16 protein-coding genes are annotated in these 15809 nt (G+C 69.1%); 6 read left to right on the forward strand and 10 right to left on the reverse strand.

What is annotated here, in order from left to right; all coding sequences use genetic code 11:
• Positions 1-11: 11 nt before the first annotated feature.
• The 3 genes from AC1RVW_RS01410 to AC1RVW_RS01420 are packed head-to-tail and all read right to left on the reverse strand — an operon-like array spanning position 12 to position 2450.
• Positions 12-584, reverse strand: a complete 573-nt coding sequence (locus AC1RVW_RS01410) for a carboxymuconolactone decarboxylase family protein (protein WP_285412551.1) — start codon at positions 582-584, stop codon at positions 12-14.
• A gap of 7 nt (positions 585-591) precedes the next feature.
• The gene (locus AC1RVW_RS01415; RefSeq protein WP_493197598.1) at positions 592-1584 is read right to left on the reverse strand and encodes a Bug family tripartite tricarboxylate transporter substrate binding protein; all 993 of its coding nucleotides are present in this window, start codon (positions 1582-1584) and stop codon (positions 592-594) included.
• 8 nt (positions 1585-1592) lie between these two features.
• On the reverse strand, positions 1593-2450 hold the full coding sequence (locus AC1RVW_RS01420; RefSeq protein WP_081271078.1) for an SDR family NAD(P)-dependent oxidoreductase: 858 nt from the start codon (positions 2448-2450) through the stop codon (positions 1593-1595).
• A 132-nt stretch (positions 2451-2582) separates the two neighbouring features.
• On the opposite strand from AC1RVW_RS01420, the gene AC1RVW_RS01425 reads away from it, so the two are divergent.
• Positions 2583-3608 carry a substrate-binding domain-containing protein gene (locus AC1RVW_RS01425; RefSeq protein ID WP_285412550.1) on the forward strand — a complete coding sequence of 342 codons (1026 nt, stop codon included), beginning with the start codon at positions 2583-2585 and terminating at the stop codon, positions 3606-3608.
• Between the two features lie 20 nt (positions 3609-3628).
• Here the strand turns inward: AC1RVW_RS01425 and AC1RVW_RS01430 are convergent, their stop codons facing one another.
• Genes AC1RVW_RS01430 through AC1RVW_RS01455 form a run of 6 tightly spaced genes read right to left on the reverse strand, consistent with a single transcriptional unit; the run spans position 3629 to position 10833 of the window.
• Positions 3629-4579 carry an NAD(P)H-dependent flavin oxidoreductase gene (locus tag AC1RVW_RS01430; RefSeq protein WP_081270991.1) on the reverse strand — a complete coding sequence of 317 codons (951 nt, stop codon included), beginning with the start codon at positions 4577-4579 and terminating at the stop codon, positions 3629-3631.
• Positions 4576-5580: an NAD(P)H-dependent flavin oxidoreductase gene (locus AC1RVW_RS01435; RefSeq protein ID WP_081270990.1), complete on the reverse strand. Its 1005-nt coding sequence runs from the start codon at positions 5578-5580 to the stop codon at positions 4576-4578. The genes AC1RVW_RS01430 and AC1RVW_RS01435 overlap by 4 nt, the downstream gene beginning before the upstream one ends.
• Positions 5577-6680, reverse strand: a complete 1104-nt coding sequence (locus tag AC1RVW_RS01440; protein WP_493197601.1) for a CaiB/BaiF CoA transferase family protein — start codon at positions 6678-6680, stop codon at positions 5577-5579. Before AC1RVW_RS01440 ends, AC1RVW_RS01435 begins: the two co-directional genes overlap by 4 nt.
• Positions 6677-8803 (reverse strand): acetate--CoA ligase family protein, encoded by a 2127-nt coding sequence (locus AC1RVW_RS01445; protein ID WP_493197603.1) that lies wholly within the window; start codon positions 8801-8803, stop codon positions 6677-6679. The genes AC1RVW_RS01440 and AC1RVW_RS01445 overlap by 4 nt, the downstream gene beginning before the upstream one ends.
• Positions 8804-8824: 21 nt before the next feature.
• Positions 8825-9970: an acyl-CoA dehydrogenase family protein gene (locus tag AC1RVW_RS01450; protein ID WP_275892592.1), complete on the reverse strand. Its 1146-nt coding sequence runs from the start codon at positions 9968-9970 to the stop codon at positions 8825-8827.
• 38 nt (positions 9971-10008) lie between these two features.
• Positions 10009-10833, reverse strand: a complete 825-nt coding sequence (locus AC1RVW_RS01455) for an IclR family transcriptional regulator (RefSeq protein WP_081270987.1) — start codon at positions 10831-10833, stop codon at positions 10009-10011.
• 190 nt (positions 10834-11023) lie between these two features.
• Here AC1RVW_RS01455 and AC1RVW_RS01460 point away from each other — a divergent pair, with 190 nt between their 5' ends.
• From AC1RVW_RS01460 to AC1RVW_RS01480, 5 genes are read left to right on the forward strand one after another with little or no spacing between them, the layout of a single operon-like run.
• Positions 11024-12010, forward strand: coding sequence for a Bug family tripartite tricarboxylate transporter substrate binding protein (locus tag AC1RVW_RS01460; RefSeq protein ID WP_409196420.1), 987 nt, complete (start codon positions 11024-11026; stop codon positions 12008-12010).
• A 51-nt stretch (positions 12011-12061) separates the two neighbouring features.
• On the forward strand, positions 12062-12490 hold the full coding sequence (locus AC1RVW_RS01465) for a Zn-ribbon domain-containing OB-fold protein (protein ID WP_493197606.1): 429 nt from the start codon (positions 12062-12064) through the stop codon (positions 12488-12490).
• A complete protein-coding gene (locus tag AC1RVW_RS01470) occupies positions 12487-13641 on the forward strand; it encodes a thiolase family protein (RefSeq protein ID WP_493197607.1) in 1155 nt (384 codons plus the stop codon). Before AC1RVW_RS01465 ends, AC1RVW_RS01470 begins: the two co-directional genes overlap by 4 nt.
• Positions 13642-13658: 17 nt before the next feature.
• Positions 13659-14477, forward strand: coding sequence for an enoyl-CoA hydratase/isomerase family protein (locus tag AC1RVW_RS01475; protein ID WP_234383122.1), 819 nt, complete (start codon positions 13659-13661; stop codon positions 14475-14477).
• Positions 14478-14521: 44 nt separating this feature from the next.
• Positions 14522-15337: an SDR family NAD(P)-dependent oxidoreductase gene (locus AC1RVW_RS01480; RefSeq protein WP_493197608.1), complete on the forward strand. Its 816-nt coding sequence runs from the start codon at positions 14522-14524 to the stop codon at positions 15335-15337.
• 15 nt (positions 15338-15352) lie between these two features.
• On the opposite strand, the gene aroQ is transcribed toward AC1RVW_RS01480, so the two are convergent.
• Positions 15353-15796 (reverse strand): type II 3-dehydroquinate dehydratase, encoded by a 444-nt coding sequence (gene aroQ, locus AC1RVW_RS01485; protein WP_081270982.1) that lies wholly within the window; start codon positions 15794-15796, stop codon positions 15353-15355.
• Positions 15797-15809 lie beyond the last annotated feature (13 nt).

Here is a 15809-nt window from a genome sequence, read left to right on the forward strand (position 1 = left end):
TCTCCGGCGAATCAGTTCTTGCCCAGTATTTCGGACCACCGGCCGTGGCTGTCGAGCACGTTGCCGTCTTCCAGCTCGACCTCGAAGTTCTCCAGCACCCGGCACACCAGCATGTAGTAGCCGATCGTCATCACGACCTCCATCAGCTGCTGCGGCGGCAGAAGGGCGGCCAGCGCGTCGAACATCTCGGGCGGCGCCTTGACCTGGCGCACCACGGCGTCGGTGAAGTCGAGCACGCGGTGCTCGAGACTGTCGAATGGTTCTTTGTCGGCGCTGCCTTGCGGGTGGCCGAGCACCGCTTCGACCTGCGCTGCGGGCACGCCCGCCTGCGCGGCCACGCGCCGATGCTGGGTCACTTCGTAGGTGGAGCCGCACAGCGCGCCAACCCGCAGGATCACCAGCTCGCGCAGCCTCGCGGGCAGCGAGGAGTGCCGCAGGATGCTGGAGCCCAGGCCGAGGAAGCCCTGCGCAGTGGCGCCGCCGTGGGCGACCATGCGGTAGATGTTGAGCGGAGGGCGCCCGTCCAGCAGCGCGTGGAGCTCCGGCGGTGCCTCGGCCAGGTCGAAGTAGGGAATGCGAGCCATGGGTTTTTCAATCCAGTCGGATGCCGGCGGTGCGAATCACCTCGCGCCACCTGGCGGTTTCATTGCGTGCGAACTCGGCCAGGGCCTGGGGCGTGCCGCCCTGGGGCTGGATCGTCAGTTCGCGCATGCGATCGGCCACCGCCGCGGTCTGCAGCGCCCTGTTCACTTCGTGGTTGAGCCTTTCGATGATCGGCGCCGGCGTGCCGCTGGGCGCCCACAGGCCGCCCCAGGCCGCGAGTTCGCAATCGGGCAGGCCCAGTTCCTCGAAGGTCGGCACCTGCGCAAGCAGCGGCAGCCGGCTGCGCGACGTCACGGCCAGCGGGCGAATCTTCTGGCTGCGGATGTACGCGAGGTTGCCCGCCACGTTGTCGAAGATCGCCGGCAACTGCCCGCCCATCACATCGGTGATGGCCGGCGCGCTGCCCTTGTACGGAATGTGCGCGAGCTGCACCTTGGCCGCGCGATTGAGCAGCACCAGCGACAGATGGCCGCTTGTGGCGTTTCCGGGCGTGGCCACGGCGACCCGGTCGGGGGCCGAGCGGGCCAGCGCGAGAAAGCTCTTCAGGTCCCGCGCTTCGAAGGCCGGGTTGACGCAGAGCACGTTGTAGACCTTGCCTTCGAGCGCGATGGGCGCGAAATCCTTCACCGGGTCGTAGTCCAGTTTCGGATACAGGCTGACGTTCATCGCGTGGGTCGCGTTGGTGCCGTAGAAGAGCGTGTAGCCGTCGGGCGCACTGCGCGCCGCGACCGCGGCCGCGATGTTCCCGGAGGCGCCGGGCTTGTTGTCAACGACCACCGGCTGGCCCAGCTGGCGTGCCAGCTGCTCGGCCAGTCGACGCGAGGACTGGTCGGCCGAGCCGCCCGCCGGGAAGCCCACGACCAGGCGCACGGGCCGGCCGGGATAGGCATCGGCCTGGCCCGCGACGGCGAAGCCAAGGTGCGGCGCCGCGACGGCGCAGGCGGCCGCCTGGAGGACGCGACGTCGTTGGAGCGTCTGCATGGCTGCCATCAGGCGCGCGGCGCGGCGATGCCGCCGGTCAGGCCGCCGTCCACGACGAGCGCATGGCCGTTCACGTAGGAGGCCTCGTGCGACATCAGGAACAACGCCGCATAGGCCACTTCCCAGCCTGTGCCCTGGCGCCCGAAAGGCAACGGCATCGCGAGGCGGTCGGACCTGCGGCGCGTCGCCGCACGACCGATGGGCGTGTCCATCAGGCCGGGCAGGATGCTGTTGCAGCGCACGCCTTTGGCCTGCCCCGCCATCGCGATCGAGCGCGCCAGCGACACCTGGGCGGCCTTGGTCGTTTCGTAGGCCGGGTTGAAGCTCGAATTGCGCAACGCGGCGATCGACGACAGCAGCACGATGGAGCCTCCGGGCGCCATGTGCCGCAATGCCTGCTGCCCGAACAGCATGCAGGAGCGCACGTTGGTCGCGTGCTCGCGGTCCCAGGCTTCGGCGCTCTGGTTGTCCAGGGAGAGTCCGCTCGCCACGCCCACCACCATCACCAGGCCGTCCAGCCCGCCCATCTTGTGCACCGCGCGCTCCACGGTCGACGCGGCGGCATCCGGCTGCGCGACGTCGGCCACCTCGGCATGGGCGGTCGCGCCCGATGCGCGCACCAGATCGCAGGTGCGCTGCAGCGACTCGGGATTGATGTCCACACAGGTCAGCGTTGCGCCCTCGTGGGCGAACAGCAGGGAAATCGCGCGTCCGTTGCCCACGGGCGGATCGGGGTCGTCGATGTCGCGTTGGCCCGCGCCCACCACGAGGATCCGGCGTTGCTCGAGGCGCCCGGCCGAGGGGCGGAGGTCACCGAGTGCTTCAGCGAAGAGCTGGAGCCCGGGCTGGATGGCTGGCGAGGTCATGCATGTTTCCTTTTGCGCGTTGGGTGCGCCCATGGTTGGTTTTTGGAAACGTTTCCGAAATGGTGGAAACCCTTGCAGGCTGTCACCTAAGATGCACCCCATGCTCTTGCCCCAAAGGGAAAGTCCCTCCGAATGAATGCAGGAAAACAGAAGATCGATCTGCGCGACGTGGCTCGGCTGGCGGGGGTGTCGCTGGGCAGTGCGTCTCGGGCGATGAACGGCGCGGGTGCGTCGGCGGCCACGCAGGAAAAGGTGAGCCAGGCCGCGGCGGCACTGGGCTACCGTCCCAACCATGCGGCGCGGGTGCTGCGTTCGCGGCTCAGCCGAACCGTCGGCTGCCTGTTGCCCGACATCTCGAACCCGCTGTACGCACAGGTGTTTCGCGCCCTGGAGGACGAATTCCTTCGGCACGACTACCTGCTGCTGCTGGCCAACGGCGCCAACGACGCCGAGCGCGAAGTGAAGGCACTGGGAACGTTCACGCAGCGCGGCATGGACGGCGTGATCCTCGCGCCCGGCAACGAGCGCAACGCGCAACTGGTGGAGGCGTTGCGGATGCTGCCCATGCCGGCCGTCGTGTTCGACCGGGAAGTCAGCGGCGCACACGACGCCGTGCTCATCGATCACGCGGGCGGTGTGCGGCGCGTGGTCGAGCGCTTGCTGGGCCTGGGGCATCGGGACATCGCACTCGTTCTCTGGCAGGGTGACACGCGGCCCGTGCGGCGCCGCGTGCAGGGCTTTCGCACCGCGTTCCAGGCTGCGGGCCTGCCGGTGCCCGACCTGCTGGTGCAGGCGCGCAGCGTCACGGCCTCGGTCAACGCGGAGGTCACCGAACTGCTCGGTCGCCCCGACCGACCGAGCGCGCTCATCGTGCAGGGCACGCACATGCTCAACAGCGCACTGCGGGCCATCTCCGCCCGGGGCCTGCAGGTGCCGCGCGACATCTCGGTGGTCGCCATCGGCGACACGCCCTTCGCGGCCGAGCACGAACCCGCGGTGAGCGTGCTCGACATCGACCAGGCCGAAACCGCGCGTTGCCTGGTCGACCTGCTGCTCACCCGTATCGCCGAGAACGGGCTGCCTCAGCGCAAGGCCCGCATCGCGCTGCGGTACGTGGAGCGCGATTCGGTGGCGCCCCCCGCGCGAGCCTCGCGCTGAGGCCGGGCCTCAGGAGCCCGTCACGCCGGCGCGCTGCCGCGGTATTCCCGGCCCAGCGCATCCACCAGTTCGGCGACCGTCGGCACGGCGCGCACGCCGGACACCGAATGGCCCGCGCTCCAGATGTCGGTCCAGCGCTGGCTCGGCGCCGCGTTGGCGCCACCGCCGTAGCGTCTCCTCGCTTCTTCCACCGAGATGCTCTCGTCGAGCGCGGAGACATCGATGCCCAGCCTGCGCGCCGACGGCGCGAGAAAGCTGGCGGGCAAGCCGGTGAAGCCGCGCGTGAGCAGCACGTCGTCGATCGAACTGTCGACCAGCATCTGACGGTACTCCCCGCTCGCCAGGCTCTCCCGCGTGGCAATGAAGCGGGTGCCCATGATGCCGAGGTCGCAGCCGAGCGTCTTCGCGGCCCGCAGGGCCACGCCGTCCGACAGGCCGCCGGCCAGCACGATCGGGCCGTCGAACACGTCGCGGACCGCGCGCACGAAGGCGAAGGGGTTGGCCCAACCGGTGTGTCCGCCGGCACCCGCGGTGAGCAGCACCAGTCCGTCCACGCCCGACTCGATGGCGCGCACCGCATGGTGCAGCGAGGCCACGTCGGCGAAAACGCGGCAGCCGGCCTCGTGCAGGCGCGGCACCACGGCCGCGGGCGAGCCGACGCTGGTGATGACCATTTGCGCGCGGTGCCTGGCGATCAGTTCGACCTCGGCCATCACCCTGGCAGGGTCGCGCCGCATGATGAGGTTGGGGCAATAAGGCGCCGTGCGTGCCGGCGCGCCGGCGGCCTCGTCGTCCAGGCGGGCGAGCCAGGCGTCGAACTCATCGAGCGTCTGGCAGTTGGCTGTCGGAAAGGCGCCGATCACGCCGGCGGCGCAAGCGGCGGACACCAGTTCGATGCCGGAGACCCGCAGCATGGGCGCCGCGATGAGGGGCAGGGCCAGCCGGTCGAGGAAGGAAAGGGCGTGGGTCATGGCAGTGCAGTCGATGCGCTCAGGTGCGCCAGGGCGGCGCGTGTTTGCTGGATGAGTTCTTCCACGATCGCCGACAGCGGCTGTATGCGCGTGGCAAAGCCGATGGCCGGCCCGAGGGAGAGCATGCCGCTGTGCCAGTCGCCGCCGCCGTAGCAGCGTTCGCGCGCCACGCGGCTGTCGAGCAGGTGGCCGAATGCGGCGTGGTCGGCCGCGCCGGCGCGCTCGATCGCGTCGACCTGGAGGGCCGTGTCGTTGCGCAGCACACGCCAGGTGTTGCCCAGCGTGTGCAGCAGGCGCATGGTGCTGTGTTCGTCGCAGCCCAGCAGGTGCTGCTTGTAGGCGGCGTGGGCGGACACCTCCTCGCTCACGAGGAAGCGGCTGCCCATCAACACCCCGTCGGCCCCCAGCGCCAGGGCAGCGGCCAGCTGGGCGCCATGGCCGATGCCGCCGCCCAGGACCAGCGGGACATGGAACTGCTGGCGTGCCGTGGCCAGCGCGCCCATCAGCATGGTGGGCAGCTCGTTGGCACCGGGATGCCCGCCTTCCTCCATGCCCACCAGCGCCACCGCGTCGGCCCCGGCGGCCTGCGCAGTTAGGGCATGCCGCACGCTCGATGCCTTGTGAATCACCACGCCGCCGCCCGCGTGGATGGCCCGGATCAGCGCATCCGGCGCATGGCCGGCAGTCTCGAAGTGGCGCACGCCGTGGGCCAGCGCGATCTCCAGCGCGCGGTGCACGCCCGTGTTCGCTTGCGGGCGCGCCGACAGCGTGAGGTTGACGCCGTAGGGGCGACCCTCCGTCAGGTCGCTGCAGCGCCGCAGCTGGTCGCGCAGCGCATCCTCGCCGTCGAAGGAGCGTGGCGTGATGAAGCCCATGCACCCCGCGTTGGTCAGCGCGCCGACGTAGCGGGCGTCCGAGAGCCACATCAACCCGCCGCCGAGGATCGGGTAGGCGAGCCCGAAGAGCCGCGTCAGGCGGGTGGACAGCGGCGGCTGGCTCACAGCTGCTGCCGTGCGTTGTCCAGGGCCGGCGCATCAGCCAGCGCCGCCGGATCGACGCCTGCCAGCGGCACCGGAAATCGCACCAGCGACAGCGCTTGCGTGCCGTTGAACAGGCCGCGCCCCGCGAACTGCGGCAAGGCGGCCAGCGCGCCGGGGGCCACCACCGGTGCCACGGGCAGGTCGTTGCGCGCCAGTGTCTCGAAGGCCTCCGCCGAATCGCGCTGCGCGAGCTGCTGCGCGATGCGATCGTTGATGGCCTGCGCCTGCTTCTTGCGCGCACCCAGCGTCCGCCAGCCCTCGTTCGCGAAGTCGCCCATGTCCAGCACGTTGCAAAGGCGTGCCCAGAAGTGGTCTTCCAGCGCCGCGACGCTCAGGAACTGTCCGTCACGGCAACGGAAGCTGCCGTACGCGGGCTTGACCTGCGTGGCGGCGCGCTGGCTTTCGAGGCTGGTCGCGCCGTCCGCGCGGTAGGCGCCCAGGCGCGGGTTCATCCAGTGCAGCACGCAGTCGGCGAGCGCCACGTCCAGGTGCTGGCCCCGGCCCGTGCGGTCGCGCTGCAGCAGCGCCGCCAGCGTGGACGAGAGCGCGTACATCGAGCCGCACAGGTCCGCCACCGGCAGGCCGAAGTTCTGCGTCGGCGGCCCGCCGGGCTCGCCCGAGACCGCCAGCACCCCCGCCGCGGCCAGGTAGTTGATGTCGTGGCCGGGCAGATGAGCCCAGGGGCCTTCCTGCCCATAGCCGCTGAGCGACACGTAGACCAGGCGCGGGAAGCTCTCGCGCAAGCTGGCGTAGTCCAGGCCCAGGCGCGCCATCACGCCGGGGCGGTAGGCCTCCACCAGCACATCGGCCTGAGCCACCAGCTCGCGCACGCGGGCGCGCTGGGCCTCGTCCTTCAGGTCCACCAGCAGGCTGAGCTTGCCGCGGTTGACGGCTTCGAAGCCGCCCGGTCCCATGCGCCGCGCGTTGTCGCCGCCGGGCGGCCGCTCGATCTTGATGACGCGCGCACCCATCTGCGCCAGGTTCTGCGTGAAGAACGGTCCGGGCAGCAGTTCGCTGAAGTCGAGGACGGTGATGCCCGCGAGCGGGCCGGGGGCACTCATGCCACGCTCCTTTCGACGACCACCGCATCCAGCGGCAGCGCGCCCTCGCCCTCGGCGCCGACCCAGATCGGGTTGAGGTCCATCTCTTCGATGCGTTCGGCGTTGGCCATCACGAACTCGGACACGCCCATCAGCAAGCGTTCCAGTGCGGCAACGTCGGCCACCGGCCGCCCGCGCGCGCCGGCAAGCACGGGGAAGCAGCGCATCTCGCGCACCATGGACGCGGCGTCGGTGGCGCTCAGCGGCAGCAGGCGGCGGGTGACATCGCGCAGGATTTCCACATAGACCCCGCCCAGGCCGAAGGTCATCACATGCCCGAACACCGGGTCGCGCGTCACGCCCGCCATCAGCTCGACGCCGCCGCTTGGCGCCATTTTCTCGATCAGCAGCCCGTCGATGGCGGCATCGGGCTTGTGATGCCTGGCCGAAGCCATGATGTCGTCCCATGCCAGTTCCACCTGCAGGCCATTCGAAATGCCGACCTTGACGCCGCCGATGTCCGACTTGTGCAGGATGTCGGGGCTGGCGATCTTCGCGACCACGGGGTAGCCCATGCCATCGGCCAGCAGGCGCGCCTCGGCCCGGGTGCGGGCCACGGCAACCGGCAGCAGCGGGATGCCGGCCTGCCCGAGCAGCGTCTTGGCTTCCAGTTCCGACAGGTTGCGAACGGCGAGCGCTGATGCCAGGGGCATGGAAGCGGGGCGACGGCGATCGGATGGACCTGCCATGCTGCGGTGCCGCTGGCCCCATTGCGTCCAACGCTTGATGGCGCTGATCGCCTTGCCGACCGAGCGCGGCGGCGCGAAGCCTGCCTCCACCAGCATGCGGTAGCCCTCGCCCAGCCGGTCGCTCATCCAGATCGGGACGATGGGACTTTGCACACGTGCCTGCGCGGCGATGATGGTCTGCGCCATGCGGATGGTGGTTTCGCCGTAGTCCAGCGCAATGGGCGCAATCACGCAGCCCAGGTTGGGATCCGCGGCGACTGCGCCCAGCGTGCTTTCGATCAGGTCGGCGTCGCTGAGCACGGCCGCTGTCGTGTCGACGGGGTTGTTGACCGCCGCATAGTCGGGCAGCTTGCTGCGAAGCAGCTCGGTGGTGTGCGGTGCGAACTCCGCCAGGGTCAGCCCCGCCAGTCCCACCGCGTCGGCGGTCAGGGCGGTGGTGCCGCCGGACGAGCAATAGACGCCGATCGCCTCGGGCTCGCTCGGCATGGCGCGCGCGAAAAGCCAGGCGGTGTCCACCAGTTCGTCGATGTCGTCCACCTCGATCACGCCGTACTGGCGGAACACCGCGCTGTTGACTTCGGCCGAGCCCGTCAGCGAAGCGGTGTGCGACTGCGCGGCGCGCTGGCCATACGCGGACTTGCCGACCTTCAGCGCGATGACCGGCTTGCCGTTGTCGGCGGCGCACTGGAGCGCGGCCAGGAAACGCGGGCCGTCCTTGATGCCTTCCAGCAAGGTCACGATCACCTTGATGTCCGGCGCGGTTGCCATGTATTGGATGAAGTCCGCCACCTGCAGGTCCACCTCGTTGCCGGTGGACGCCCACAGCCCGATGCCGATGCCGCGCTCCATGGCCTGCATCACGTTGCGGCCCAGCCCGCCGCCCTGCGTGGCCAGGCCGATCGGGCCCTTGACCAGGTCATGCGGAAAAGAGGGCGAGAAAGTCATGCCCAGGCGCTGGTTGACGTTGGTGAGGCCGGGGCAGTTGGGGCCGTAGATGCGCATGCCGGCCTGATCGGCGATTTCCTTGAGGCGGGCCTGCGCCCGCTCTCCCTCGGCGCCGGCTTCGCCGAAGCCGGAGGTGAGGATGATGGCGAACGGCACGCGCCTGGCCGCGCATTCCTCCATCACGGCAAGCACGCCCGATGCGGGCACCGCGATGACGGCGACGTCGGGCGTCTGCGGCAGCGACGCGACGCTGGGCCAGCAGCGCAGGCCGCGCAATTCGGCCTTGGTCGGATTGACCAGGTAGAGCTCGCCGTCGATCTGCGAATGGTCCAGCAGGTTGCTGAGGGTACGCCCGCCGATGCTCTGTGGCCGATCGGACGCCCCGACCAGGGCGATGGAGCGTGGATGGATGAGGCGCGACAGGTCGGTGCTGAAGGTCGGATGGGTCATGCTGTGCAACTCCGGCGACGTTCAGGCAATGGCGGAGATGCCCAGGATCTCGCGCCCGACGATCAGGGTCTGCACTTCGGTCGTGCCTTCCGGAATGGTGCCGCCGCGGGTGTCGCGGAAAATCCGCTCGATCGGGTAGTCCGTGGCGTAGCCCAGGCCACCGTGCACCTGCAAGGCCATGCTGGCCACTTCGTGAGCGGCCTCGGTGGCGTAGAGCTTGGCGATCGACGCGGCGGTGCGTGCGCCGCTGCCGGAGTCCAGCGCGGCGGCCGCGCGCAGGCCCAGCGCCCGCGCGGCTTCGACGCGGATCGTCATGTCGACGATCAGTTTCTGCACCAGCTGGAAGCTGCCGATGGGCTTGCCGAACTGCGTGCGCGTGCGCGCGTAGTCGATGGAAAGATCGAGCGCCGACTGCGCGGCGCCCACGGCACCCATGGCGATGTTCACGCGCGCGCTGTCCAGCCCGATCAGCATCTTCTTGAGTGCGCCGCCTTCCTCGCCCAGCAGGTTCTCCCTGGGCACCTTGACGTTGTCGAAGCCCAGTTCCGCCGTGCCCGTGCTGCGCAGCACCATGGTGTCCACGCGGCGCATTTCGTAGGGCGACACGTCGCGCTCCACGAGGAACGTGGAGAGCTGGCCCTGGCAGTCCGGGCTGAAGGTGCGCGCCACGACGATGCCGAAATCGCCGAAGGCGCCGTTCGTGATCCACAGCTTGCGGCCGTTGAGCACGTAGTGGTCGCCCTGCAGGTCCGCGCGGGTCTGCACCTGCGCGATGTTGGAGCCCGTGCCGGGCTCGCTGATGGCGCTGAAGCAGCGGCGCTCGTTGGCCAGCAGGGGCTGCAGGAAGCGCTCCTTCTGCGCGGGCGTGGCTTCGGCCGCGAGCTTGTTGATCGCCGCGTTGGTGATGTTGAGCATCGTGCGCAGGGACAGCCATGCGTAGCCTGCCTCCTCCATCAGCATGGCCCAGGTGAGCTGGTCCAGCCCCATGCCGCCTTCCTCTTCCGCCAGCCGGCCGCCCAGGTAGCCGAACTCCGCCAGGGGCTTGAGCAGCTCGAAGGGGAAGGTGCGCTCCTGGTCGTGGCGGGCAACGACGGGTGCGACTTCGCTCTTCATGAAGCGGCGGATGCTGTCGCGCAGCATGGTTTGTTCTGCAGTCTGGGTGTACACGGGGTCTCCTGGTTTTTGAAGGTGAAGTTGAGCGGCGCTCAAGGCTCGTCGGGAGGCGGGGCCTTGGTGCCGCGGCGGGAAGATGTGGAAGAAGAAGAGGAGGAGGCAGGCGACGACACCGGCTGCTGCTCCCGGAAGACGACGGCCTTGACCTCCTGCAGCGCCTCGATGCAGCGCTCGCGCTGGTCGCGCATGCGGTGGGTCAGGCCGGCCACCGACAGGGCCAGGGTCTCGCCGCCGATCTGGCCGGCCACCGCCACGGCGGTCAGGCCTTCGCTGCCTTCGTTCTCGACCCAGATCCAGCCCTGTTCGCGCGCGCGCGCCACCTGCGCCTCCAGCTCGGACAGGTCGGTGATCGTTCCGGAGGCCAGCGAGCGCAGCGGCTTCAGTCGCAACTGGCGCGCCGCTTCTTCGGGCGTGCCGATCGCGAGGATCGCCTTGCCCAGCGCGGAGACGTGCAGCGCCAGCTTGTCGCCCACGTGCTGCATGTAGCGCAGCGCATGGCGGCCCTCGCTCAGCGCGATGACTTTCACGACGCCGCTCTCCAGCCTGCCGCACAGCCCGGTCTCGCCGGTGCGGTCGCGCAGCAGTTCGCACGCCTCGGCACCCACGGCGTAGAGCGGGTCGCTTGCCGAGATTTCCTTGGCCACCGTCAGCAGGCGCGCGGTTGGATAGAAGCGCCGGCTGCGCGCGGTGCGCAGCAGATAGCCCAACTCGTGCAGCGTGTGCAGCAGGTCGGAGCAACTGCTCTCGGGCAGGTCCATGAGCCGGGCCAGGTCCGAGTTAGACAGCTCGCGCTTTTCTCGCGCAAAGACTTCGAGCAGGGTCATCGTGCGGGTGGCCGCAGGAACGATGGTGGGCATGAATCCTCCGATAGGTCGTAGAAGTTGTCGATCATAGCGACGACATTCCCGACTTTCATGGAGTTTCCATCCTGGGCGGCGATCAAAAAAGTCAGAAAACACGGTTGTCAAACAACGAAGGGTTGAAGTAGTCTACGTCCATTCGTAGAAAAAACACAAACGAATCGAATTCCAAAACCAGGAGACAACCTTGAAAACCTTCCTCAAAGCCATTGCCGCTCTCGGCTGCGCACTTCTTCTTTCCGCCCCCGGGCACGCCGCCAGCGAGGCCGACGGCTGGCCGTCCAGGCCGCTGACCTTCGTCGTGCCGTTCCCGCCCGGAGGCATCACCGACAACACCTCGCGCCTGCTGGCGCAGAAGCTCGGCGAGAAGCTCGGGCAGCCCGTGGTCGTGGAAAACCGGCCCGGCGCGGGCGGCTCGATCGGTGTGGACTCCGCGGTGCGGCAGCCGGCAGACGGCTACACCCTGATCTACGGCACCCAGGGCACGCACGCCGCCAACCTGGCGCTCTACAAGAACGTGCGCTACGACCCGGTCAAGGACTTCACCGCCGTGCACGGCATGTCGGAGTCGCCGCTGATCCTGGTCATCAATCCGAACAAGCCGTTCAAGACGGTGCCCGAGCTGGTGGAGTACGCCAAGAAGAACCCCGGCAAGCTCAACTTCGGCTCGGCGGGCGCGGGCACGGCCACGCACCTGACGGCGGAGCTCTTCCAGACGACCGCGGGCATCCGGATGACGCACGTGCCCTACAAGGGCAGCAGCCCCGCGTTGACCGACCTGATCGCCGGCAACCTCGACCTCGCCTTCGACTACGCAGCCGTGGTGCTGCCCTTCGTGCAGTCGGGCAAGCTGAAGGCGCTGGCGGTCACCGGCAAGTCGCGGCTGTCCAGCGCGCCCGACCTGCCGACCGTGGGCGAACTGGGCTATCCCGGCGCTGCGTCGAGCGCGTGGGGCGCGATGTTCGTCTCGTCGAAGACGCCGGCGCCCATCGTCAAGCGCCTTGCCGACGCCATGGCCGAAGCCATCGTGAATCCAGAGCTGCTGGCCGCCACCGAGAAGTTCGGCAGCGTGCCGATGCGCGGCATGCGCGGCGAGAAGCTGGACGCTTTCGTCAAGTCGGAGATGACGCGCTGGCGCGACGTGGTGCAGAGCTCCGGCGCCAAGCTGGAGTAGCCACGCGCTGCCCGCCCCCCGCCCTTTTTGCAAAACCAGGAAACCACTTCCATGACCAATGAATTGCGTGGCCTTCAGCCACAGCATCCAACGCTCTACCAGCTCGCGCCCGACGGTGCGTCGCTGGAGTTCCTCTTCGCGCAGTGCCCGGCCTGCGGGAAGCTCGTCTTCCCCGCCAACGTGCCCGGCTGCAGCCATTGCGGCGACCCGCTGAGCAACGCCGAGAAGGTCGCGCGACCAGGCGGCGGCAAGCTGCTGGAGTTCGTGACGCTGCATGTGCCGCTGCTGCCCGACATGGAGGTGCCGCGCATTGCGGCGGACATCCTCATCGAGGACGGAATCATCGAAGAGGGCGTGATGGCCGGATCGGACGAGTCGTGCCTGCAGGTCGGCATGGCGCTTCGCGCCGTCGCCGTTGCGTTGCCCGGCGGAGAGACTTTTGCATGCCGCTTCGTGCCGGCCGAAGGAGCGGCGCGATGAGCAACTGGATCGACGACAACGACGGCGTGTACGTGGCCGGCATCGGCATGCATGCGTACCAGTTCCCGAGCGACACGCCCTACACGCACCTGGGGCTCGCCGCGGTGCGGGGCGCGCTGGCAGACGCGGGCCTGGCGTGGCCGCAGGTCCAGAGCGCCTATGTCGGAACCACGTCCATCGGCATGGCCGCGGGGCGCGTGATGTTCCGGCACCTCGGCGCCACGGGGCTGGCGGTCACGCAGGTCGAGAACGCGTCCGCATCGGGGTCGTTCGCGTTCCGCCAGGCATGCATGGAGGTGGCGCGCGGCGTGAGCGACGTGGTGCTGGCCGTCGGCGTGGACAAGCACGGCGACGGCCGGCGCGCCGCCGACAAGGAAGGGTTGGCACGGCTGAGCGACACCGCCACGGTGCCCGCCGTGAAGTTCGCCATGATGGCGCGCACTTACCTGAGGGAGCGTGGCGCCGACGCGCAGGCGATGGCCAAGGTCGCCGTCAAGAACCATGGCAATGCCTCGCGCAATCCGTATGCGCAGTTTCGCAAGCCGCGCACCCTCGAGCAGGTGCTCGGCTCGCCGCGCGTGGCGGGGGATCTGACGGTCCAGCAATGCTGCCCGCGCGGCGAAGGCGCGGCCGCCGCGATCCTGGTGTCGGGCCGCGCGCTGAGCCGCCTGGGCCTGGATGCCGCTCGCTGTGTGCGCGTGCGCGCCTCGGCGGCGTGCAGCGAGACGCCGGAAACCAGCTACGGCGCCGCCGCCGTCGACTTGGTGCGCGCCAGCGCAGGCGCCGCGCTTGCGCAGGCGGCCATTCCCGCGTCACGCCTGGATCTGCTGGAACTGCACGACGCCTTCTCGGTGGAAGAGTTGCTCTACAGCGAGGCCGTGGGTGTCTGCGAGCCGGGCGAGGGCGCGGCCTTCCTGCAGCGCGGCGACTCGCAGATCGGCGGGCGCTGCGCGATCAATGCGTCGGGCGGCCTGATCGGCATGGGGCATCCGCTGGGGCCCACCGGCATCGGCCAGATTGCGGAAATCACCCGGCAGCTTCGCGGTGAAGCCAGCGGACGGCAGCACGAGGGCGCCAACTGGGGCATGGCCCACATGATCGGCCTGGGATCCGTCGCGATCGCGCACGTGCTCTCGCGCGGCACCGCCTGAACGAAATGGAGACACCCATGACCGACAACACGCATCCTGACCGCGTCGAGCTCCCGACGCTGGACTACGCCGTCCACGGCCACGTGGCCGTCGTGACGCTCAACCGGCCCGATCGCATGAACACGCTCGGCGGAACGATGAAACCGGACCTCGCGCGCGCGTTCTTCGAACTGGCGCGCGCGGATGCGCGCGTGCGCGCGGTGGTGCTCACCGGCGCCGGCGAGCGCGCGTTCTGCGCGGGTGCCGACATCAAGGAGCGCGCGGACCATCAGATCTGCGCGACCGACTTCTTCGTCGCGCAGAAGGCCACGCACGACCTGTTCCGCGGCATCGAGGAGTTCGAGAAGCCCACCATCGCGGCGATCAACGGGGTGGCACTCGGCGGCGGGCTGGAGCTTGCGCTGTGCTGCGACATCCGGATCGCGGCGGACCATGCCCGCCTGGGGCTTCCCGAAGTCCGCCTGGGCGTCATTCCCGCGGCCGGTGGCACGCAGCGGCTGCCGCGTCTGATCGGCGAGGCGCGCGCCAAGGCGCTGATGCTGACGGCCGAACAGATCGATGCGGCTCGCGCGCTGGACTACGGGCTGGTCACCCAGGTGATGCCGGGCGCCGAACTGATGTCCGGCGCCCTCGCGCTGGCGCGGCAGATCGGCGAGATGCCGCCGCTGGCCGTGCGCTTCGTCAAGCGAGCGGTCAACCGCGGCATGCAGACCGACCTGGACAGCGGCCTCGAGTACGAGCGCTATGCCGCGGCCCTCCTGGTGGACAGCGAAGACCGCAAGGAGGGCATGCGGGCCTTCGTCGAGAAGCGAAAGCCAGTGTTCCAGGGCCGCTGAGCGCCGCCCGCATCTTCATTCATCCAACAGCAAGGAAAGTACACATGAAACTCGGTTTGGAATCCCAGGTGGCCCTGGTGACCGGAGGCGGGCAGGGCGTCGGACGCCAGATCTGCATCGAGCTCGCCCGCGAAGGCGCGCGCGTGGTCGTTAACGACCTGTTTGCCGAGCGCGCACAGGCCGTTGCGCGCGAGATCGAGAGCGAGGGAGGCCAAGCGCTGGCCGCACCCGCGGACATCACGCAGGCCGATCAGGTGCAAGGCATGGTGGACGCCGCGGTCCGGCATTTCGATGCGCCCGTGCAGATCCTGGTGAACAACGCGGGGATCATTCCCGAGCGGCGCGAAAAGGGAGGGCGCACACCGGCCTTCGTCGACATGCCCGTGGCCGATTGGGCCAAGATCGTCAATCTCAACGTCTACGGCACCTTCCACTGCTGCCATGCGGTGCTGCCCGGCATGGTGACGGCCAGGCGCGGACGCATCGTCAACATCATCTCGGAGGCGGGCCGGATCGGGGAAGCCAACATGGCCGTCTACTCCAGCGCCAAGGCCGCGATTGCCGGCTTCGCCAAGGCACTGGCGCGCGAACACGGCCGCCATGCGATCACCGTCAATTCCATCGCACTGGGTGCGGTGTCGCATGAAGGCATCAAGGACGGCCCGCTGCACATCGACGCGACGCCGCAGAACAACGAACTGCTCGCCAAGATGGTGAATATCTATCCGATCTCCAAGGGCGTCGGGCGGCTGTCCAGGCCGCAGGACGTGTCCGGCCTGGTGGCGTTTCTCGCGTCCGACCGGGCGCTCTTCATCACGGGCCAGACCGTCGGAGCGTCGGGCGGCTTCGCGATGATCTGAGGCACCAGCGCGGTCTCAGTGCGCCCGCACCGCGGCCGATGCCGCGGCACGCAGGCCGAGCAGGTAGCTGTCCACGCCGAAGCCGCAGATCTGTCCCTTCACGATCTCGGCGAACACCGAGTGATGGCGAAACGTCTCGCGCGCATGGATGTTCGACATGTGCAACTCGACGACCGGCACGGTGAGGATCGCCAGCGCATCGCGAATGCCGTAGCTGTAGTGCGTCCAGGCACCGGCGTTGATGAGCACCGCGTCCACGCCCTCGGTGAAGGCGCGATGGATGCGCTCGCACATCGCGCCTTCGCAATTGGTCTGGAAGCTCTCGACTTCGGTGCCGAGCTCCTTGCCGAGTGCCTGCAGTTGCGCGTCGATCTCGGCCAGCGTCACCGTGCCGTACTGCTTCGGGTCGCGCTTGCCGAACATGTCGTGGTTGATGCCGTGCAGCATGAGGATCTTCATGGGGTCGTCTCCA

The organism is Variovorax sp. MPBD4-3, assembly GCF_058809745.1.

What these genes read in the sequence shown, in the direction of transcription:
- AC1RVW_RS01410 (WP_285412551.1), bottom strand. Translation starts at nt 584, where the DNA reads ATGGCTCGCATTCCCTACTTCGACCTGGCCGAGGCACCGCCGGAGCTC.
- AC1RVW_RS01415 (WP_493197598.1), bottom strand. Translation starts at nt 1,584, where the DNA reads ATGCAGACGCTCCAACGACGTCGCGTCCTCCAGGCGGCCGCCTGCGCC.
- AC1RVW_RS01420 (WP_081271078.1), bottom strand. Translation starts at nt 2,450, where the DNA reads ATGACCTCGCCAGCCATCCAGCCCGGGCTCCAGCTCTTCGCTGAAGCA.
- AC1RVW_RS01425 (WP_285412550.1), top strand. Translation starts at nt 2,583, where the DNA reads ATGAATGCAGGAAAACAGAAGATCGATCTGCGCGACGTGGCTCGGCTG.
- AC1RVW_RS01430 (WP_081270991.1), bottom strand. Translation starts at nt 4,579, where the DNA reads ATGACCCACGCCCTTTCCTTCCTCGACCGGCTGGCCCTGCCCCTCATC.
- AC1RVW_RS01440 (WP_493197601.1), bottom strand. Translation starts at nt 6,680, where the DNA reads ATGAGTGCCCCCGGCCCGCTCGCGGGCATCACCGTCCTCGACTTCAGC.
- AC1RVW_RS01445 (WP_493197603.1), bottom strand. Translation starts at nt 8,803, where the DNA reads ATGACCCATCCGACCTTCAGCACCGACCTGTCGCGCCTCATCCATCCA.
- AC1RVW_RS01455 (WP_081270987.1), bottom strand. Translation starts at nt 10,833, where the DNA reads ATGCCCACCATCGTTCCTGCGGCCACCCGCACGATGACCCTGCTCGAA.
- AC1RVW_RS01465 (WP_493197606.1), top strand. Translation starts at nt 12,062, where the DNA reads ATGACCAATGAATTGCGTGGCCTTCAGCCACAGCATCCAACGCTCTAC.
- AC1RVW_RS01470 (WP_493197607.1), top strand. Translation starts at nt 12,487, where the DNA reads ATGAGCAACTGGATCGACGACAACGACGGCGTGTACGTGGCCGGCATC.
- AC1RVW_RS01475 (WP_234383122.1), top strand. Translation starts at nt 13,659, where the DNA reads ATGACCGACAACACGCATCCTGACCGCGTCGAGCTCCCGACGCTGGAC.
- AC1RVW_RS01480 (WP_493197608.1), top strand. Translation starts at nt 14,522, where the DNA reads ATGAAACTCGGTTTGGAATCCCAGGTGGCCCTGGTGACCGGAGGCGGG.
- aroQ (WP_081270982.1), bottom strand. Translation starts at nt 15,796, where the DNA reads ATGAAGATCCTCATGCTGCACGGCATCAACCACGACATGTTCGGCAAG.